The sequence below is a fragment of the Sphingopyxis sp. genome (assembly GCF_025869345.1).
Classification (GTDB): Bacteria; Pseudomonadota; Alphaproteobacteria; order Sphingomonadales; family Sphingomonadaceae; genus Sphingopyxis.
Genome location: NZ_JAOZVW010000083.1, coordinates 1 through 13655, shown reverse-complemented (window position 1 = coordinate 13655; position 13655 = coordinate 1). Strand labels below are relative to the sequence as shown.

The following is a 13655-nucleotide window of genomic DNA, read 5'->3' as shown; positions in this document are numbered from 1 at the left end:
CCGCTCTGGATTGCTTCGCTTCGCTCGCAATGACGAGAAATCAGATGAGCTTCGCCGCCCGCGCCCGCCATGTCGTCGCCAGCGCTTCCATCGCGGCCAGTTCCCTCAGCGCCTCCGGCTCGCGCTTGCCCGCGCCGCCGATCAGCAGCCGGAAGACCCGCTCGACGCTCCACTCGGGCAGCGGCCGTTCGATCAGGTCGAGCGCATCGCCCGCCGCGACCGCGCCCTCCTCGATCACCCGGTAATACCAGCCGCTGCGCCCGGTCGTCACTACCGTCGCGGGGACGCTGGCGATTCCGAAGCGATGCCCCAGCTTCCAGCATGGCTGGCGCCCCTGGCTGACCTCGACCAGCGCGGTGCCGAGGCGGAAGCGGTCGCCGATGCAAAGGCCGCTTTCGACCAGCCCTTCGGTCGAGATATTCTCCCCGAACGCGCCCGGTGCCGTCAGCAGCGCGTGACCGCCCAGCGCTTCCGCCCACCAGCCATAATGATCGCGCGGATAATGATGGATCGCCTTGTCGACCCCGCCGTGGACGGTCAGGTCGGCCTGCTCGTCGCCGTCGACGCCGAGGCGGCGGACGGCGCGTGCGCCCGCGAACGGCGTCTTGCCGATCGCGCTCGCCTCCTCGCCGCGAAAGGCGCGCGCCTTGCCGGTCAGAACCGCGTCGATCGCGATGCTCATGCCGCCTCCTGCTCGATACAGATCGCGCCCGCATCCTCGGCCGACAGCGGCAGCGCCAGCAGGCCGCACCGATGGGGCGCGCCGTCCGCAGCATCGCGGATGAAATGGCGGCACTCGGCGCACAGGCCGAACGGACGATAGCCGCGCTGCGCCAGATGTTCGGTCAGCATTCGTGCCAGCAGCGGCTCGATCGCGGCGCGCTCGTCACCGGTCAGGCCGGCGGTCATCGCATCGGCGACCGTTTCGGGGGCTTCGGCCAGCCGCGCGCGTCCCGCCGGGGTCAGCGCCAGCCGGACGAGACGGCGGTCGTCCCGATCCTCCGAGCGTTCGACCAGCCCCTTGCGTTCGAGCGCGGCGACCGTCTGCGACACCGTCCCTTTGGTCTGGCCCAGCCATGCGGTCAGCGCGCCGGGGGTGCGGGAAAAGCGATTGGCGGCCGCCAGATAGCGCAAGGCCTGCCACTGGGCCGGCTTCAATCCCGCCCAATAGCCGTCCCCCGCGATCAGCCGCGCGGTGCGAGTCAGCAGATCGGATAGCCGGTCGGTCATGTGCGGATGGTATCGACTAAAAACCATTTGCTCAACCCATATTGCGGGTGGCATATGATTTGTATCGAGTCGCTACCATTGCGATCGATCGAAGGAGAAGAACGATGACCCGGAAAGCGATTTTCTATCACGCCGGTTGCGGCGTTTGCGTCGATGCCGAACAGGCGGTCGCCGAAGCGATCGACCCCGCGCGCTATGCCGTCGAGAGCGTGCATCTCGGCGAAAATCCCGGCCGCGTCGCCGAAGCCGAGGCCGCGGGCGTCCAGTCGGTGCCCGCGCTCGTGCTCGGCGGTCAGCCCTATCACATCAATTTCGGCGCTTCGCTCGACGCGCTCAAATAGAAGCCGGCGCCGCGCGGGATCATCAGCCCCCGCGCGGGCCGAACAGGATGATCGCCGCGCCGCCGAGACAGATCGCGGCGCCGATAAGATCCCAGCGGTCGGGCCGCGCACCCTCGACCGTCCACAGCCACAGCAGCGCCGCGACGATATAGACCCCGCCATAGGCGGCATAGGCGCGCCCGGCGTGATCGGTATCGACCAGCGTCAGCAGCCAGGCGAACAGCGCCAGCGACGCCAGCCCCGGCAGCGTCCACCAGACGGACTTGTCCAGCCGCAGCCACGCCCAGAAGGCGAAGCATCCGGCGATCTCGGCCAGTGCGGCGGCGATATAGGCGAAGGCGGTCATCCGCGCACCGTGGCGCGGGCGGAGGGGAAAGGGAAGAGGGGTGTCTTGAGGTGGGGCGTTGCGTTCGCTTCCTTCGTCATCCCGGACTTGATCCGGGATTCCTTCACGCAGCGCCGGATTAATGGATCCCGGATCAAGTCCGGGATGACGATAAGAGAAGTTGGCTGGTAGGCGGTCTCAGCCATTCCCCAAAAGAAAAGGGGCGACCCGCGGGCCGCCCCTTTCCGTGTCATATCGCTGTTCCGAAGGAATCAGAACGCGAAGCCGAGGCCGACCGCGAAGGTGTCGAAGTCGTTGACGTTGTTGCCGAGGAACTGGTGGCGATACTCGACCTTGCCGTACAGGTTCTGGCCCAGCTTGTGCTGGTAGCCGGCACCGACATAGGGATCGTCGATCTGGCCGAAGGTGTAACCGGCGTTGGCATAGAGCTTGCCGTTGACGCCGATCTTAGCGCCCGCGCGGCCGCCGGCCGAGAACTGGACCTTGGCGCCGTCGATCAGAACCTTGTCGCCGGCGATTTCGGCGCCGCCGAATGCCGTCGAGCCGAGGTCGAAATCATAGCCGCCCGCAACACCGAGGGTCGCGTCGTCAAGACCGCTGCCGGTGACATAGCCGCCGCGCACTTCGACGCGGGCTTCGCCGCCGTCGGCGGCCAGGGCGGGGGTGGTGGCGACAGCAGCCGAGAGGAGAGCGGCAGCAACTGCGAACTTCTTCATAATCTTTTCCTTTTCATTCCTTCGGACCACGCCCTTTGGGTCGCGGCCCGGGCCCTAAATGGGCTTCGCGGCTGTCGCTGCAATGAATGGATCGTTCAGAATATGACAATTTTCTTACCTGTGTTGTTTTTGCAACACAGCATAGGTATGCGGCCGTTGGCACCCTTTGACGGAAAACGGCCTAAGCCGATACGTCAGCCCAGCGCGGCCTGCTTTTCCTCGGCGATGCGGTCGAGTTCGGCGCGGGTCGGCTTGGTCGCCGCGCTCTTGAGCTGGCCGCACGCGGCCATGATGTCGCGCCCGCGCGGCGTGCGGACCGGGGCCGAAATCCCGCTCTTGAAGATCAGGCTGCTGAACGCGCGCACCCGCTCGGGCGACGAACATTCATAGGGCGCGCCGGGCCAGGGGTTGAACGGGATCAGATTGACCTTGGCGGGCAGATTATAATGCTTGATCAGCCGGACGAGCTCGCGCGCATCGTCGTCGCTGTCGTTCTTGTCCTTCAGCATCACATATTCGAAGGTGATGCGCCGCGCGTTGCTCGCGCCGGGATAGGCGGCGCAGGCCGCGAGCAATTCCTCGATGCCATATTTGCGGTTGAGCGGCACGATTTCGTCGCGCACCTCCTTGCTGACCGCGTGCAGCGACACCGCGAGGTTGACGCCGATCTCGTCGCCCGCGCGCGCCATCATCGGCACGACCCCGCTCGTCGACAGGGTAATGCGGCGTTTCGACAGCGCGAGCCCGTCGCCGTCCATGACGATCTTGAGCGCGCCCTTGACCTCGTCGAAATTATACAGCGGCTCGCCCATCCCCATCATCACGATGTTGGTGAGCATCCGGCCGTCGGCGGTGTAGTGGCTGCCCTCTTCGTCGGCGTCGTCATCCTCGGGATCGGGGCCGAAGCCAGCCATCGTCCCCTTGGGCCATTCGCCGAGCGCGTCGCGCGCGAGCAGCACCTGCCCGACGATCTCCCCCGCCGCGAGGTTGCGGACGAGGCGCATCGTGCCGGTGTGGCAGAAGCGGCAGTTCAAGGTGCAGCCGACCTGGCTCGACACGCACAGCGTTCCCCGGTCGGCATCGGGGATGAAGACCATCTCATATTCCTGGCCATCGGCGGCGGCGAGCAGCCATTTGCGCGTGCCGTCGTTCGACACTTGCGCCTCGCGCACGGTGGGGCGGCCGATGATGAAGCGGTCGGTCAGCCACGGGCGCATTGCCTTGGCGATGTCGGTCATCGCCTCGAAATCGGTGACGCCGCGATGATAGATCCAGTGCCAGATCTGTTTCGCGCGCAGCTTCGCGGCCTTGGCGTCGAGCCCCGCCTCGACCAGCACCCCGCCGATGGCCTCGCGGGTCAGCCCGACCAGGTCGATACGGTTGCCCCCGCGCAGGGGAACGGTGCCCGTGGTCACGGGGTCGATATGGCCGGGAATCTGCATGATGCGCGCGCATATAGGCGGGAAGGGGGAAAAGCGCAATTCTCGCGCTCGTCATTGCGAGGAGCGCAGCGACGAAGCAAGCCAGGGCGGTGCAAGGAGACTCCGGATTGCTTCGCTGCGCTCGCAATGACGATCTGGGGACGGGGTTATAGGTTCTTCAGAAACGCCAGCCGCTCGGCCACCGCGCCATCGGCTTCCGCATTGCGCAGCGGCAGGACATTCTGCACCAATATTTCCGCGGGCGTCGGCGTCTGCCCGAACAACGCCATTACCTCGTCGGCGAAAGCATCCAGCGGCATATAGGCCTCGCGCGTCGACTGCCCCGGCGTCAATTCGGTGCGGACCGCGGGCGGCGCGAGTTCGATCACTTCGACCATGCCCTCCAGCTGGACGCGCAGCGCCTGCGTATAGCTGTGCAGCGCCGCCTTGCTCGCTGAATAGGTCGGCGCCTTGGGCAGCGGCACGAAGGCGAGGCCCGAGGTGACGTTGACGATCGCGCTGTCCGCCGTCGCCGCCAGATGATCGACCAGCGCGTCGATCAGCCGGATCGGGCCGAGGATGTTGGTGACGACCGTCGCCTCGGCGTCGGTCAGGTCGCGCTTCGCGTCCGCCTGTTCGTACATCATCACGCCGGCGTTGTTCACCAATATGTTGAGCGCCGGAAAGTCCGCCACGATCTCCTTCGCGAAGGCCGCGATCGCTGCGGGATCGGTCACGTCGAGCACCCTCGCGTGCAAATTGACGCGGCCCGCGACCGCGGCATCCAGCTTCGCCGCGTTGCGGCCGGTGACGATCACGACATTGCCCGCATCGTGCCAGCGCTGTGCGAGCGCGAGCCCGATGCCCGAGCCGCCGCCGGAAAGGAGGATGGTGTTGCCTGTGGTTTTCATGAGGATGGTTCCTTGATTGCTTCGGTGCATCTCATCGAGGGTCCCGACCCCGTCATTCCCGCGAACGCGGGAATCCAGCTTTCTTCTTCGCGCCTTTGCGTGAGATTTTTTTTGAGTTCCACGCAAAGGCGCAAAGGCGCGAAAAAAAAGAAAAATAGCGGGATTCCCGCTTTCGCGGGAATGACGGGTTGGGGCAATTGGTCGTTTAGCCGTTTCCCGTTCTCGACATCCCCCAATTAATCCCATACTCTCCAAAGGAAAGTAGGCACCAGAAAGTGCCATAGTTACCCGAAAGAGAGATTTGGATTTTCCGCGATGCCCAGTGTCGAAAAAATTGCGCCCGCCGCCTATGAAGCGCTCGACCCGCGCGTCGAAACGCTCGTCAACGAGCTGATCGGCCGAGTCGCCGACAAATGGACGATGCTGCTGCTCGAGGCGCTCGAGGAGCATGGCACCTGCCGCTTCACGCGCCTGTCGCAGCTAGTCCCCGGTATCAGCCAGAAGATGCTGACCCAGACGCTCCGCGCGATGGAGCGCGACGGCCTTGTCGATCGCAAGGTGCATCCGGTCGTGCCGCCCAAGGTCGAATATAGCTTGACCGGGCTCGGCCAGAGCCTGGGTGAGGCCTTTTGCGGCGTCTGGCTCTGGGCCGAGGCGAATCTCGACCGGGTCGAGGCGTCGCGAACCGCCTTCGACACGCGCGAATGAAGGAGACCGGACGATGGATGCGCCCCAGGAACCGCCTCCCCGAGAGCCGCCTGCGATGTCGCCGGCGAAGGCGATCGTCTATGCCGTCACGCTGCCGCTCTCGTTGCTGCTGCTGATCTTCTGGCCCGCGGGATCGCTGGGCTGGCGGCCGGGCTGGGTCTTCGTCGCCGTCGTCGTGATCGGCTTCGGCGTGTCGGGGGTCATCCTCGCGCGCGTCAATCCGGTGATCTATCGTGCGCGCAGCCGCTTTCAGCCGGGGACGAAGGGCTGGGACAAGGCGCTGCTCGCGGTCATCCTGCCCGCGATGATCGCGATCCTGCCGGTCGCGGCCTTCGATGCGGGGCGCTATCATTGGTCGCTCGCGCCGCTCTGGCTCATCGTCGCGGGCTATGCGGCGCTGCTCGCGGGCATTGCCGTCACCGCCTGGGCGCAGGCGGTCAATCCCTTCTTCGAGCCCGGCGTGCGCATCCAGTCCGAACGGCACCAGCGGGTGATCGACAGCGGACCTTATCGCGCCGTCCGCCACCCCGGCTATTCCGCCGCGATCCTGCTCTTCTTCGGCATGGCCTTCGCGCTCGGCAGCCTGTGGGCGGCGCTCCCCGCCTTCGTGGCGAGCGCCGTCCTCGTCCTGCGCACCGCGTGGGAAGACCGGCTGCTGCAGCGCGAACTGCCGGGTTACTCCGCCTATGCCGCGCGCACTCGCTGGCGATTGCTGCCCGGCGTCTGGTGACGGGCGGCGGCGCTATTTCGCGCGGGTCGTGATGCGGATTGGCTGGGCCCGCGCCGCGTCGGCGACCACCTGTTCGGCCTCGGCCGACGCGAGGAGGCGCGTCTCGCGCTGGCAGGCGCGGACGTCGTTCTTGCCCTTGAGGTCATAGTCGGGCGCGGTGCCGCACACAGCGACGACGGCGCGCCAGATGCGGCGGTCGAGCGTCTTGACGCCCTTTGCGGTGCTCAGGTCGAGGTCGGCGTGCGCCACCGTCGCCGTTCGCGGCGCGGCGGATTGGGCGAAAGCGGGCTGCGCCAGCGAAGCAGCGGCGAGAGCGGCGAGGATCAGAATCTTGCTCATCTTTGTCTCCATCGGCCGGCTGATAAGGAGGGGAGGAAGCCGGTAAAACGAGAGATAATCCCCGGCCCCCAGCGGCGGGAGCAACGATGTTGCGCGGCTGTTCTGCAAAATTGCAGAATGCGCCCATCGCGCGTATCGCGCACAAGACATCATGTTCGACTGGAACGACCTTCGCTATTTCCTTGGCGTCGCGGAGAGCGGCAGCACGCTCGCGGCGGCACGCGCGCTGCGCGTCAGCCAGACGACGGTCGCCCGGCGGATCGCGGCGCTGGAGGCGGCGATGGGCCTTACCCTCTTCGAACGCCGCCAGGCGGGCTATGCGCTGACCCCGGTGGGCGAGGCGATGCTGGCGAACGCGCTGGCGGTTCGCGACGCTGCCGATCGCTTCGACGAAGCTGCGGGCGCTCGCTCACGCGATGCGGGCGGTGCGGTCAGCGTCACGGTGATGGAGATTTTCGCGATCACCGTCCTGCCGCCGATCCTGCGCGATCTGCGCGCGGCGCATCCCGAAATCCATATCCACCTCGACACGTCGGACGAGCCGCGCGATCTCGCCGCGGGCGCCGCCGACATCGCGATCCGCAGCAGCAAGCAGCCCGCGGGCGCGGGCCTCGTCGGGCGGCGCATCGCCGACAACGGCTGGACGCTTTATTGCAGCCGCGATTATGCCGACCGCCACGGCATCCCGCACAGCCGCGAGGAACTGGCGACCCATCCCTTCATCGGCGGCGGCGGATCGGTTTGGGAGCCCTACCGCGCGTGGCTCCGGCAATATCGGCTCGAGGAATCGGTGGTCATGCAATATGATTCGGCGGCGGGCCTGCTCGCCGGGGTGCGCTCGGGGATGGGGCTCACCATCCTGCCGGCCTTTCTCGCCGACCACGAACCCGACCTCATCCGCTGCATCCCGCCCAAGGCCGACGATACGACGGGCCTGTGGCTGCTCACCCACGAGCGGCTTCGTCACGTGCCGCGGGTGCGCATCGTCCTCGATTTTCTGGCGGGCGCGCTGACGCGGCTGGCGCGTGCGTAGGCGGTGCGGCCGCTTTTCCTAACGCCCTCAACGAAAGCTGGCGCACCCCAGCGCCGCCGCGTCGATCGCGGTCGCGGCGCCGCGCAGGCGATAGGTATCGGCGATCGCGCCGCCCGTCGCGGTCGCGCTTTCGACGCTCATGCTCGGTGCCGATCGCATGGCGGCGATGATCGCCGCGTCCATCCGCGCGTCGCTCGCCCAGCCGTGGACGCCGTTGCCGGTCAGGATGAAGCGGCGGCTGCCGACCGTCAGGCGCAGCTCGCGCCCCGCGCCGCGCTGCTTCGACAGGCGGACGTAGAATTGCCCGCGAATGCGGGATTTGGGCCAATATCCGACGCTGGCATAGGCCTTGACCTGCGGCTTGCCGATCGTCGCGGCGGGCGCGGCGATGGCGTAGCAGCGCGGGGTGCCGGGATCGCGAAACGCCCCCCAGCCGTCGAAGATGCCGAGCGCGGCCGGCGCGGCGGCGAGGGCGAACATCGGAATGCCGAAGGTCAGGATGAAAAATGCCGTCGTGGCCCATCCGGCGCGCTCAACTTTTCCAACCGGCATGACGTCTCTTTTCTCCGTCACCCTGAACTTGTTTCAGGGTCCATGGCCCAAGGCCGAAATGGCAGACCATGGATGCTGAAACAAGTTCAGCATGACAATGAAGGGGAAGGAGGCCTCGGGTAAAGCCGTTCTGCCCCATACATCGCTTGCGCGGCGCGATGCGTTCGTTAAGGAAGGTGGACATTTTTACGGGGGCAGGGAATCGGGGCGCCGCCGCGCCTGCGATGTCGGCCTTCAGGGACTTTTCCCGCAAGATACTGAGGATGGCGGATTAGAATGAAAGCGACGATCGAACGCGCAGTGCTTCTGAAGAGCCTCGGCCACGTCCAGTCGGTGGTCGAACGGCGCAATACCATCCCCATCCTGTCGAACGTCCTGATCGAAGCCGATGCGACGGGCCAGCTCAAATTGATGGCGACCGACCTCGACCTCCAGGTCGTCGAGACGATCGCCGCGAAGGTCGAGACCCCCGGCACGACAACGGTGTCGGCGCACACCCTGTTCGAGATCGCGCGCAAGCTGCCCGAGGGCGCCGAGGTCAGCCTTGCCGCCGCCGAGGGCAAGATGCAGGTCAAGGCCGGCCGTTCGAACTTCAACCTGCCGACGCTGCCGCGCGACGATTTCCCGGTGATCGCCGAGGGTGACCTGCCGACCAGCTTCGAGCTGCCCGCGGCCGAACTTATCCAGATCATCGACAAGACGCGCTTCGCCATCTCGACCGAGGAAACGCGCTATTATCTGAACGGCATCTTCTTCCACGTCGCCGAGGATGCGACGGGGCCGGTGCTGAAGGCCGCGGCGACCGATGGCCACCGCCTCGCGCGCTACACGGTGACGCGCCCCGACGGCGCCACCGGGATGCCCGACGTCATCGTCCCGCGCAAATGCGTCGGCGAGATTCGCAAGCTGCTCGACGAGGCCGAGGGCAATGTCGAGATCAGCCTGTCGGCGTCGAAGATCCGCTTCCAGCTCGGCAACGCCGTGCTGACCTCGAAGCTGATCGACGGCACTTTCCCCGATTACAGCCGCGTCATCCCGACCGCGAACGACAAGCTGCTCAAGGTCGATCCGAAGAGCCTGTTCCAGGGCGTCGATCGCGTCTCCACCATCGCCAGCGAAAAGACCCGCGCGGTCAAGGTCGGGCTGGACAAGGACCGCATCACGCTGAGCGTGACCAGCCCCGAAAACGGCACCGCGGCCGAGGAGCTCGCCGCGGGTTATGACAGCGACGCGATGGAGATCGGCTTCAACGCGCGTTATCTCAGCGACATTTTAGGCCAGGTCGACGGCGACAGCGTCGAGCTGCACCTCGCCGACGCCAATGCCCCGACGCTGATCCGCGAGAGCGAGAAGAGCCCGGCGCTCTATGTGCTGATGCCGATGCGGGTCTAGACCCGCGCAAGCTATCCGTCATTGCGAGCGAAGCGACGCAATCCAGAGCGGTTTACGCCTACTCTGGATTGCTTCGCTTCGCTCGCAATGACGAGGTGTCTTGGCGTTATCCCGCCTTCGCCACCCGCCAGATCACATTCCCCGTATCGTCGGCGACCAGCGCGCTGCCGTCCTTCGCGACCTTGACGTCGGCGGGACGGCCGCGGGTCGTCTTGCCGTCCTTGGCGAGGAACTGGTCGAGGAAGGGGACGGGCAGCGCGTCGACCGGCTTGCCGTTCGCGCCGAACTTGACGAAGATCACGTCATAGCCCGCCACCGGCTCGCGGTTCCACGATCCGTGCCGCGCGATCAGCGCGCCGTTCGCCCAGCGCTCACCCAGCGCCAACTTTTCGGTGAAGGTGAAGCCGAGCGGCGCGACATGGGCACCGAGCGCATACTCCGGGCGCTTCACATATTGGCGGCGATCCTCTTCCTCGGGCGGAACGCGCGGGTCGACGAAGCCGCCCCAATAATACCACGGCCAGCCGAAGAAATCGCCTTCATCGACGGTGGTCATATAGTCGGGCACCACGTCGCTGCCGAGCATGTCGCGCTCGTTGACGACCGCCCACAGCCGGTCGCTGCCGGGATAATAAGCGAGCCCGACCGGATTGCGGATGCCCGCGGCATAGGTGCGCACATAGCCGTTCTCGGGCCGCACCTCGAGCACGCTGGCGCGGCGGGTTTCGTTGCCCATGCCCTTTTCGCCGATGTTGGAATCGGCGCCGACGCCGACATAGAGCCAGCCGTTGGGCGCCGCGACGAGGCTCTTGGTCCAGTGGCGGTTGGTGCCCTTGGCGGGCAGGTCGGCGATCTTCTTGGGCTTGCCGCTCATCACCGTCTCGCCCTCAACATAGGGGAAGGCGAGGATGGCGTCGGTGTTCGCGACGTAGAGCGTCTTGCCGATCAGCGCCATGCCATAGGGCGAGTTGAGGCCGGTGATATAGGCGGTCTTCACCTCGGCCTTGCCGTCGCCGTCGGCGTCGCGGAGCAGGGTGATGCGGTTCGCCGACTTGCCGCCGGCGCCCGCCTTGCTCATCAGGCGGCCCATGATCTTGTTCTCGATCCCCGAGGTGTCGCGCGGCGGGCTCTCTGCCTCGGCGACCAGCACGTCGCCGTTGGGCAGCACGAAGATCGAGCGCGGGTGATCGAGCCCCTCGGCAAAGCGCGTGACCGCCAGTCCTTCGGCGGCGTGCGGGGCCTGGCCGGCGGGCCAGCTTGTCGCCTCGGGCACGTTCACCGTCGGGATGGTCTGACCGCGCTGCGCCGCCATCACCGGCACGCGGCCGCTGAGTTCGGCGGTCGAAAAGCGCGCGACGTCGGGCCGCGACAGCCAATAATAAGCGGCGGCGGCTGCCACGATCAGAAGGATGAGGACGAGGCCGGCAATTTTCAGGATTTTGCGCATGACGCCGGTCTTACACCGCGATGCGGCGGCGGCAAAGGGGCGATTGGCGCGGGATGTTGGTTAACTCCCGCATCGCCGGCATTAACCTTACCCCGATGTTCATCACGGTCGGGAACGGGCTGGTCAGGCGTGCGGGTTAGAAGGGGCGCCGATGCAACGGGCCGGGAACGTCATGCAACTGCCAGCACCCTTTCTTGCCGATCGCGCGGCGATCGACGATGCCGACATGCTGATCCGCGAGCATGGCGAGGAAGCCGGTTTCGCGGCGGCGGCGCGCGCGGAACAATATCGCGTGCTCGGCAATCATCTCTATTTCGCGCGCTGGCGGCAGATCGAGCGACTGATCACCTATCTCTCGATCGAAACCGCGCTCGACACGGTGCATTGAGTTCCAAGGCCTTCGTCATTGCGAGCGAAGCGAAGCAATCCAGAGTGGCGTAAACCGCCCTGGATTGCTTCGCTTCGCTCGCAATGACGATAGGGGCCTTACAGCCGCAGGCCCGCCGTCTCGGCCAATCCCGCCATGATGTTGAGATTCTGGACGCATGCGCCGCTCGCGCCCTTGCCCAGATTGTCGAGCCGCGCGACGAGGCGGAGCTGGCTGGCGCTCGGGTCGGCATAGAGCATCAGCTCCATCCGGTCGGTCGCGGCGTCGCTCTTGCGGAGCAGAAGCTCGCTTTCGTCGCCCGCATGGCGGACGCTGATCAGCGGCGATCCCTCGAAATGCGCCGCGAGAGCCTCGAAAGCCGCGTCCGCGACCGCGTGATCGAAGGCGAGCGGCACCTCGACGAGCATCCCGCGAAAGACGGGCACGACCGCGGGCGCGAAGATCGGCGGATGTGCCAGGCCTGCGTGCTCGCGCATCTCCGGCACATGCTTGTGCGCAAGGGTCAGGCCATAGCTGCGAAAGCCGATGTCTGCGTCGGCCTTGAAGCGCGCGATCAGTTCCTTGCCGCCGCCCGAATAGCCCGAGACGGCATTGACGCTGAGCCGCGCATCGCGCGCTACGATGCCCGCCGCGACGAGCGGCGCGACGAGCGCGAGGAAGCCGGTCGGATAGCAGCCGGGATTGCTGACCCGCTTCCCCGCCGCGATCGCCGCGCGCTGGCCCGCATTGAGTTCGGGAAAGCCATAGGCCCAGTCCGGCGCGACGCGGTGCGCGGTCGAGGCGTCGATCACCCGCGTCCGCTCGTTCGCGATCATCGCCGTCGCCTCGACCGCCGCGGCGTCTGGCAGGCAGAGGATGACGAAATCGGCGTCATTCAGCGCCTCGGCGCGCGCGGCGGCATCCTTGCGGCGCGCCTCGTCGAGCGTGATCAGCGAAAATTCGGTCCGGCCGGCCAGCCGCTCGGCGATTTCGAGGCCCGTCGTCCCCGCCGCGCCGTCGATGAAAACCGTCTGTGTCATGATGATGCTATCGCAATCTCTTCATGCCGCTCACCGGCGGCTGATGTCCTTCTTCCGCAAAGCGCGCGACGACGTCGGCGAGCGGCTCGGTCCTGACCTCCATCCATCGTCGGCTCGCGTGGATGAGCGTGGCCGGGTCGGCCATGATGCCGACATGACCGGGGAAGAAGACGAGATCGCCGCGGGCAAGACCGGCGGGGGCGACGTCCTTGTCGGCGCCGAGCGCGCCAAGCTGAAGGTCGCTGTCGCGCGGCAGGCGGATGCCCGCCGCGGCCCAGGCGAGTTGGACGAGCCCCGAGCAGTCGATGCCGTTCGCGGTGCGCCCGCCCCACAGATAAGGCGTTCCCGCCATGCTTTCGGCCACCGCGGCGGGATCGTCCTCGGCGCGGCCCGCCTCGACGAGCGCGGCGAGGGGGAGGTAGCCGTGCGCGGTCTTGAGCCATTCGCCCTCAACTTCGCCCATCACGAGCGCGCCGCGCGGGAGCACGGCGGGACCGCCGCTCGCGGCGTCGGGCGCCGAATGGAGCATCGCCTCGATCATCGCGACGCGGTGCGTCGGCGCGATCGGCGCGCCGAGCGCTTCGGCGGCGAGATAGCCGACATAATGGTCGGCGAGGCTGTAACCCCACGCCCAGCCGCCGGTGAGGTCGAGCAGCGCGAAGCCTTCGCCGAACAGCAATTCGCTCGTCTGCTCGGCGTCGAGCGAAGGCGAAGCGCGCATCGCCGCGGCGGGCAGCACGCCGCTCATCATCATCGGCGCGGCATAGTGCGGCGCGAAATGGGTGCCGGCGACCGCGATGTCGGCGAGGTCGGGGCGGATCGCGACGGTGCGCGGGTCGAACGCCTGCGACGTGCCGGTCAGCCCGAAACGGTCGCGGCCGTGCCCGGCGACGCCGGGACGCCCCATCCGCACGCGGTTCGCCGCCAGATAATCGCCACTATTCGCTGTCACATGCCGTCCTGTCATAAGCCGCCGCAGGCGGACAATCGCGGCGCATTAGACCAGCGGTCCCCATTTTATCAAGACGCTTCGCCCTTGCCGCGGGTGCAGTTCGGCTTCGAAAGGCTGGATTATCATTGTC

At 66.8% G+C, this 13655-nt stretch carries 17 protein-coding genes; 6 read left to right on the top strand and 11 right to left on the bottom strand.

What is annotated here, in order from left to right; genetic code table 11:
• Positions 1-40: 40 nt before the first annotated feature.
• Positions 41-682: an MOSC domain-containing protein gene (locus OJI97_RS09140; protein ID WP_297662810.1), complete on the bottom strand. Its 642-nt coding sequence runs from the start codon at positions 680-682 to the stop codon at positions 41-43.
• The gene (locus OJI97_RS09135; protein ID WP_297662809.1) at positions 679-1230 is read right to left on the bottom strand and encodes a MarR family winged helix-turn-helix transcriptional regulator; all 552 of its coding nucleotides are present in this window, start codon (positions 1228-1230) and stop codon (positions 679-681) included. Before OJI97_RS09135 ends, OJI97_RS09140 begins: the two co-directional genes overlap by 4 nt.
• A 104-nt stretch (positions 1231-1334) precedes the next feature.
• Between OJI97_RS09135 and OJI97_RS09130 the strand changes: the two genes are divergently transcribed.
• Positions 1335-1571 (top strand): thioredoxin family protein, encoded by a 237-nt coding sequence (locus OJI97_RS09130; protein ID WP_297662807.1) that lies wholly within the window; start codon positions 1335-1337, stop codon positions 1569-1571.
• A 22-nt stretch (positions 1572-1593) separates the two neighbouring features.
• On the opposite strand, the gene OJI97_RS09125 is transcribed toward OJI97_RS09130, so the two are convergent.
• The 4 genes from OJI97_RS09125 to OJI97_RS09110 all read right to left on the bottom strand — a co-directional run bounded on the left by OJI97_RS09125 (position 1594) and on the right by OJI97_RS09110 (position 4965).
• Positions 1594-1917: a YnfA family protein gene (locus tag OJI97_RS09125; RefSeq protein ID WP_297662805.1), complete on the bottom strand. Its 324-nt coding sequence runs from the start codon at positions 1915-1917 to the stop codon at positions 1594-1596.
• A 251-nt stretch (positions 1918-2168) separates the two neighbouring features.
• Positions 2169-2633, bottom strand: coding sequence for a hypothetical protein (locus OJI97_RS09120; RefSeq protein WP_297662803.1), 465 nt, complete (start codon positions 2631-2633; stop codon positions 2169-2171).
• A 194-nt stretch (positions 2634-2827) separates the two neighbouring features.
• The gene (gene rlmN / locus OJI97_RS09115) at positions 2828-4075 is read right to left on the bottom strand and encodes a 23S rRNA (adenine(2503)-C(2))-methyltransferase RlmN (RefSeq protein ID WP_297662801.1); all 1248 of its coding nucleotides are present in this window, start codon (positions 4073-4075) and stop codon (positions 2828-2830) included.
• 146 nt (positions 4076-4221) lie between these two features.
• Positions 4222-4965, bottom strand: coding sequence for an SDR family oxidoreductase (locus OJI97_RS09110; protein WP_297662799.1), 744 nt, complete (start codon positions 4963-4965; stop codon positions 4222-4224).
• A gap of 315 nt (positions 4966-5280) precedes the next feature.
• Between OJI97_RS09110 and OJI97_RS09105 the strand changes: the two genes are divergently transcribed.
• Both OJI97_RS09105 and OJI97_RS09100 read left to right on the top strand, forming a co-directional pair.
• Positions 5281-5673, top strand: a complete 393-nt coding sequence (locus OJI97_RS09105; protein WP_297662798.1) for a helix-turn-helix domain-containing protein — start codon at positions 5281-5283, stop codon at positions 5671-5673.
• Positions 5674-5686: 13 nt separating this feature from the next.
• A complete protein-coding gene (locus OJI97_RS09100) occupies positions 5687-6403 on the top strand; it encodes an isoprenylcysteine carboxylmethyltransferase family protein (RefSeq protein WP_297662797.1) in 717 nt (238 codons plus the stop codon).
• A 12-nt stretch (positions 6404-6415) separates the two neighbouring features.
• Here OJI97_RS09100 and OJI97_RS09095 read toward each other — a convergent pair whose 3' ends face one another.
• Complete coding sequence (locus OJI97_RS09095) at positions 6416-6742, bottom strand: UrcA family protein (protein ID WP_297662796.1); 327 nt, start codon at positions 6740-6742, stop codon at positions 6416-6418.
• Positions 6743-6893: 151 nt separating this feature from the next.
• Between OJI97_RS09095 and OJI97_RS09090 the strand changes: the two genes are divergently transcribed.
• Positions 6894-7775, top strand: a complete 882-nt coding sequence (locus OJI97_RS09090; protein ID WP_297662795.1) for a LysR family transcriptional regulator — start codon at positions 6894-6896, stop codon at positions 7773-7775.
• A gap of 27 nt (positions 7776-7802) precedes the next feature.
• On the opposite strand, the gene OJI97_RS09085 is transcribed toward OJI97_RS09090, so the two are convergent.
• Positions 7803-8255 carry a hypothetical protein gene (locus OJI97_RS09085; protein WP_297662867.1) on the bottom strand — a complete coding sequence of 151 codons (453 nt, stop codon included), beginning with the start codon at positions 8253-8255 and terminating at the stop codon, positions 7803-7805.
• 348 nt (positions 8256-8603) lie between these two features.
• Here OJI97_RS09085 and dnaN point away from each other — a divergent pair, with 348 nt between their 5' ends.
• On the top strand, positions 8604-9719 hold the full coding sequence (gene dnaN / locus OJI97_RS09080; RefSeq protein WP_297662793.1) for a DNA polymerase III subunit beta: 1116 nt from the start codon (positions 8604-8606) through the stop codon (positions 9717-9719).
• A gap of 106 nt (positions 9720-9825) precedes the next feature.
• Here the strand turns inward: dnaN and OJI97_RS09075 are convergent, their stop codons facing one another.
• Positions 9826-11166 carry a sorbosone dehydrogenase family protein gene (locus tag OJI97_RS09075; protein ID WP_297662792.1) on the bottom strand — a complete coding sequence of 447 codons (1341 nt, stop codon included), beginning with the start codon at positions 11164-11166 and terminating at the stop codon, positions 9826-9828.
• A gap of 172 nt (positions 11167-11338) precedes the next feature.
• Between OJI97_RS09075 and OJI97_RS09070 the strand changes: the two genes are divergently transcribed.
• Positions 11339-11554, top strand: coding sequence for a hypothetical protein (locus tag OJI97_RS09070; protein WP_297662865.1), 216 nt, complete (start codon positions 11339-11341; stop codon positions 11552-11554).
• A gap of 98 nt (positions 11555-11652) precedes the next feature.
• Here the strand turns inward: OJI97_RS09070 and argC are convergent, their stop codons facing one another.
• Both argC and OJI97_RS09060 read right to left on the bottom strand, forming a co-directional pair.
• Positions 11653-12573 carry an N-acetyl-gamma-glutamyl-phosphate reductase gene (argC, locus tag OJI97_RS09065; protein ID WP_297662791.1) on the bottom strand — a complete coding sequence of 307 codons (921 nt, stop codon included), beginning with the start codon at positions 12571-12573 and terminating at the stop codon, positions 11653-11655.
• 7 nt (positions 12574-12580) lie between these two features.
• Positions 12581-13525, bottom strand: coding sequence for a C40 family peptidase (locus OJI97_RS09060; RefSeq protein WP_297662790.1), 945 nt, complete (start codon positions 13523-13525; stop codon positions 12581-12583).
• Positions 13526-13655 lie beyond the last annotated feature (130 nt).

Coding starts and splice junctions, on each gene's coding strand:
- dnaN (WP_297662793.1), top strand. CDS start 8,604: ATGAAAGCGACGATCGAACGCGCAGTGCTTCTGAAGAGCCTCGGCCAC.
- OJI97_RS09070 (WP_297662865.1), top strand. CDS start 11,339: ATGCAACTGCCAGCACCCTTTCTTGCCGATCGCGCGGCGATCGACGAT.
- OJI97_RS09130 (WP_297662807.1), top strand. CDS start 1,335: ATGACCCGGAAAGCGATTTTCTATCACGCCGGTTGCGGCGTTTGCGTC.
- OJI97_RS09110 (WP_297662799.1), bottom strand. CDS start 4,965: ATGAAAACCACAGGCAACACCATCCTCCTTTCCGGCGGCGGCTCGGGC.
- OJI97_RS09090 (WP_297662795.1), top strand. CDS start 6,894: ATGTTCGACTGGAACGACCTTCGCTATTTCCTTGGCGTCGCGGAGAGC.
- rlmN (WP_297662801.1), bottom strand. CDS start 4,075: ATGCAGATTCCCGGCCATATCGACCCCGTGACCACGGGCACCGTTCCC.
- OJI97_RS09105 (WP_297662798.1), top strand. CDS start 5,281: ATGCCCAGTGTCGAAAAAATTGCGCCCGCCGCCTATGAAGCGCTCGAC.
- OJI97_RS09140 (WP_297662810.1), bottom strand. CDS start 682: ATGAGCATCGCGATCGACGCGGTTCTGACCGGCAAGGCGCGCGCCTTT.
- OJI97_RS09085 (WP_297662867.1), bottom strand. CDS start 8,255: ATGTTCGCCCTCGCCGCCGCGCCGGCCGCGCTCGGCATCTTCGACGGC.
- OJI97_RS09095 (WP_297662796.1), bottom strand. CDS start 6,742: ATGAGCAAGATTCTGATCCTCGCCGCTCTCGCCGCTGCTTCGCTGGCG.
- argC (WP_297662791.1), bottom strand. CDS start 12,573: ATGACACAGACGGTTTTCATCGACGGCGCGGCGGGGACGACGGGCCTC.
- OJI97_RS09120 (WP_297662803.1), bottom strand. CDS start 2,633: ATGAAGAAGTTCGCAGTTGCTGCCGCTCTCCTCTCGGCTGCTGTCGCC.
- OJI97_RS09100 (WP_297662797.1), top strand. CDS start 5,687: ATGGATGCGCCCCAGGAACCGCCTCCCCGAGAGCCGCCTGCGATGTCG.
- OJI97_RS09125 (WP_297662805.1), bottom strand. CDS start 1,917: ATGACCGCCTTCGCCTATATCGCCGCCGCACTGGCCGAGATCGCCGGA.
- OJI97_RS09135 (WP_297662809.1), bottom strand. CDS start 1,230: ATGACCGACCGGCTATCCGATCTGCTGACTCGCACCGCGCGGCTGATC.
- OJI97_RS09075 (WP_297662792.1), bottom strand. CDS start 11,166: ATGCGCAAAATCCTGAAAATTGCCGGCCTCGTCCTCATCCTTCTGATC.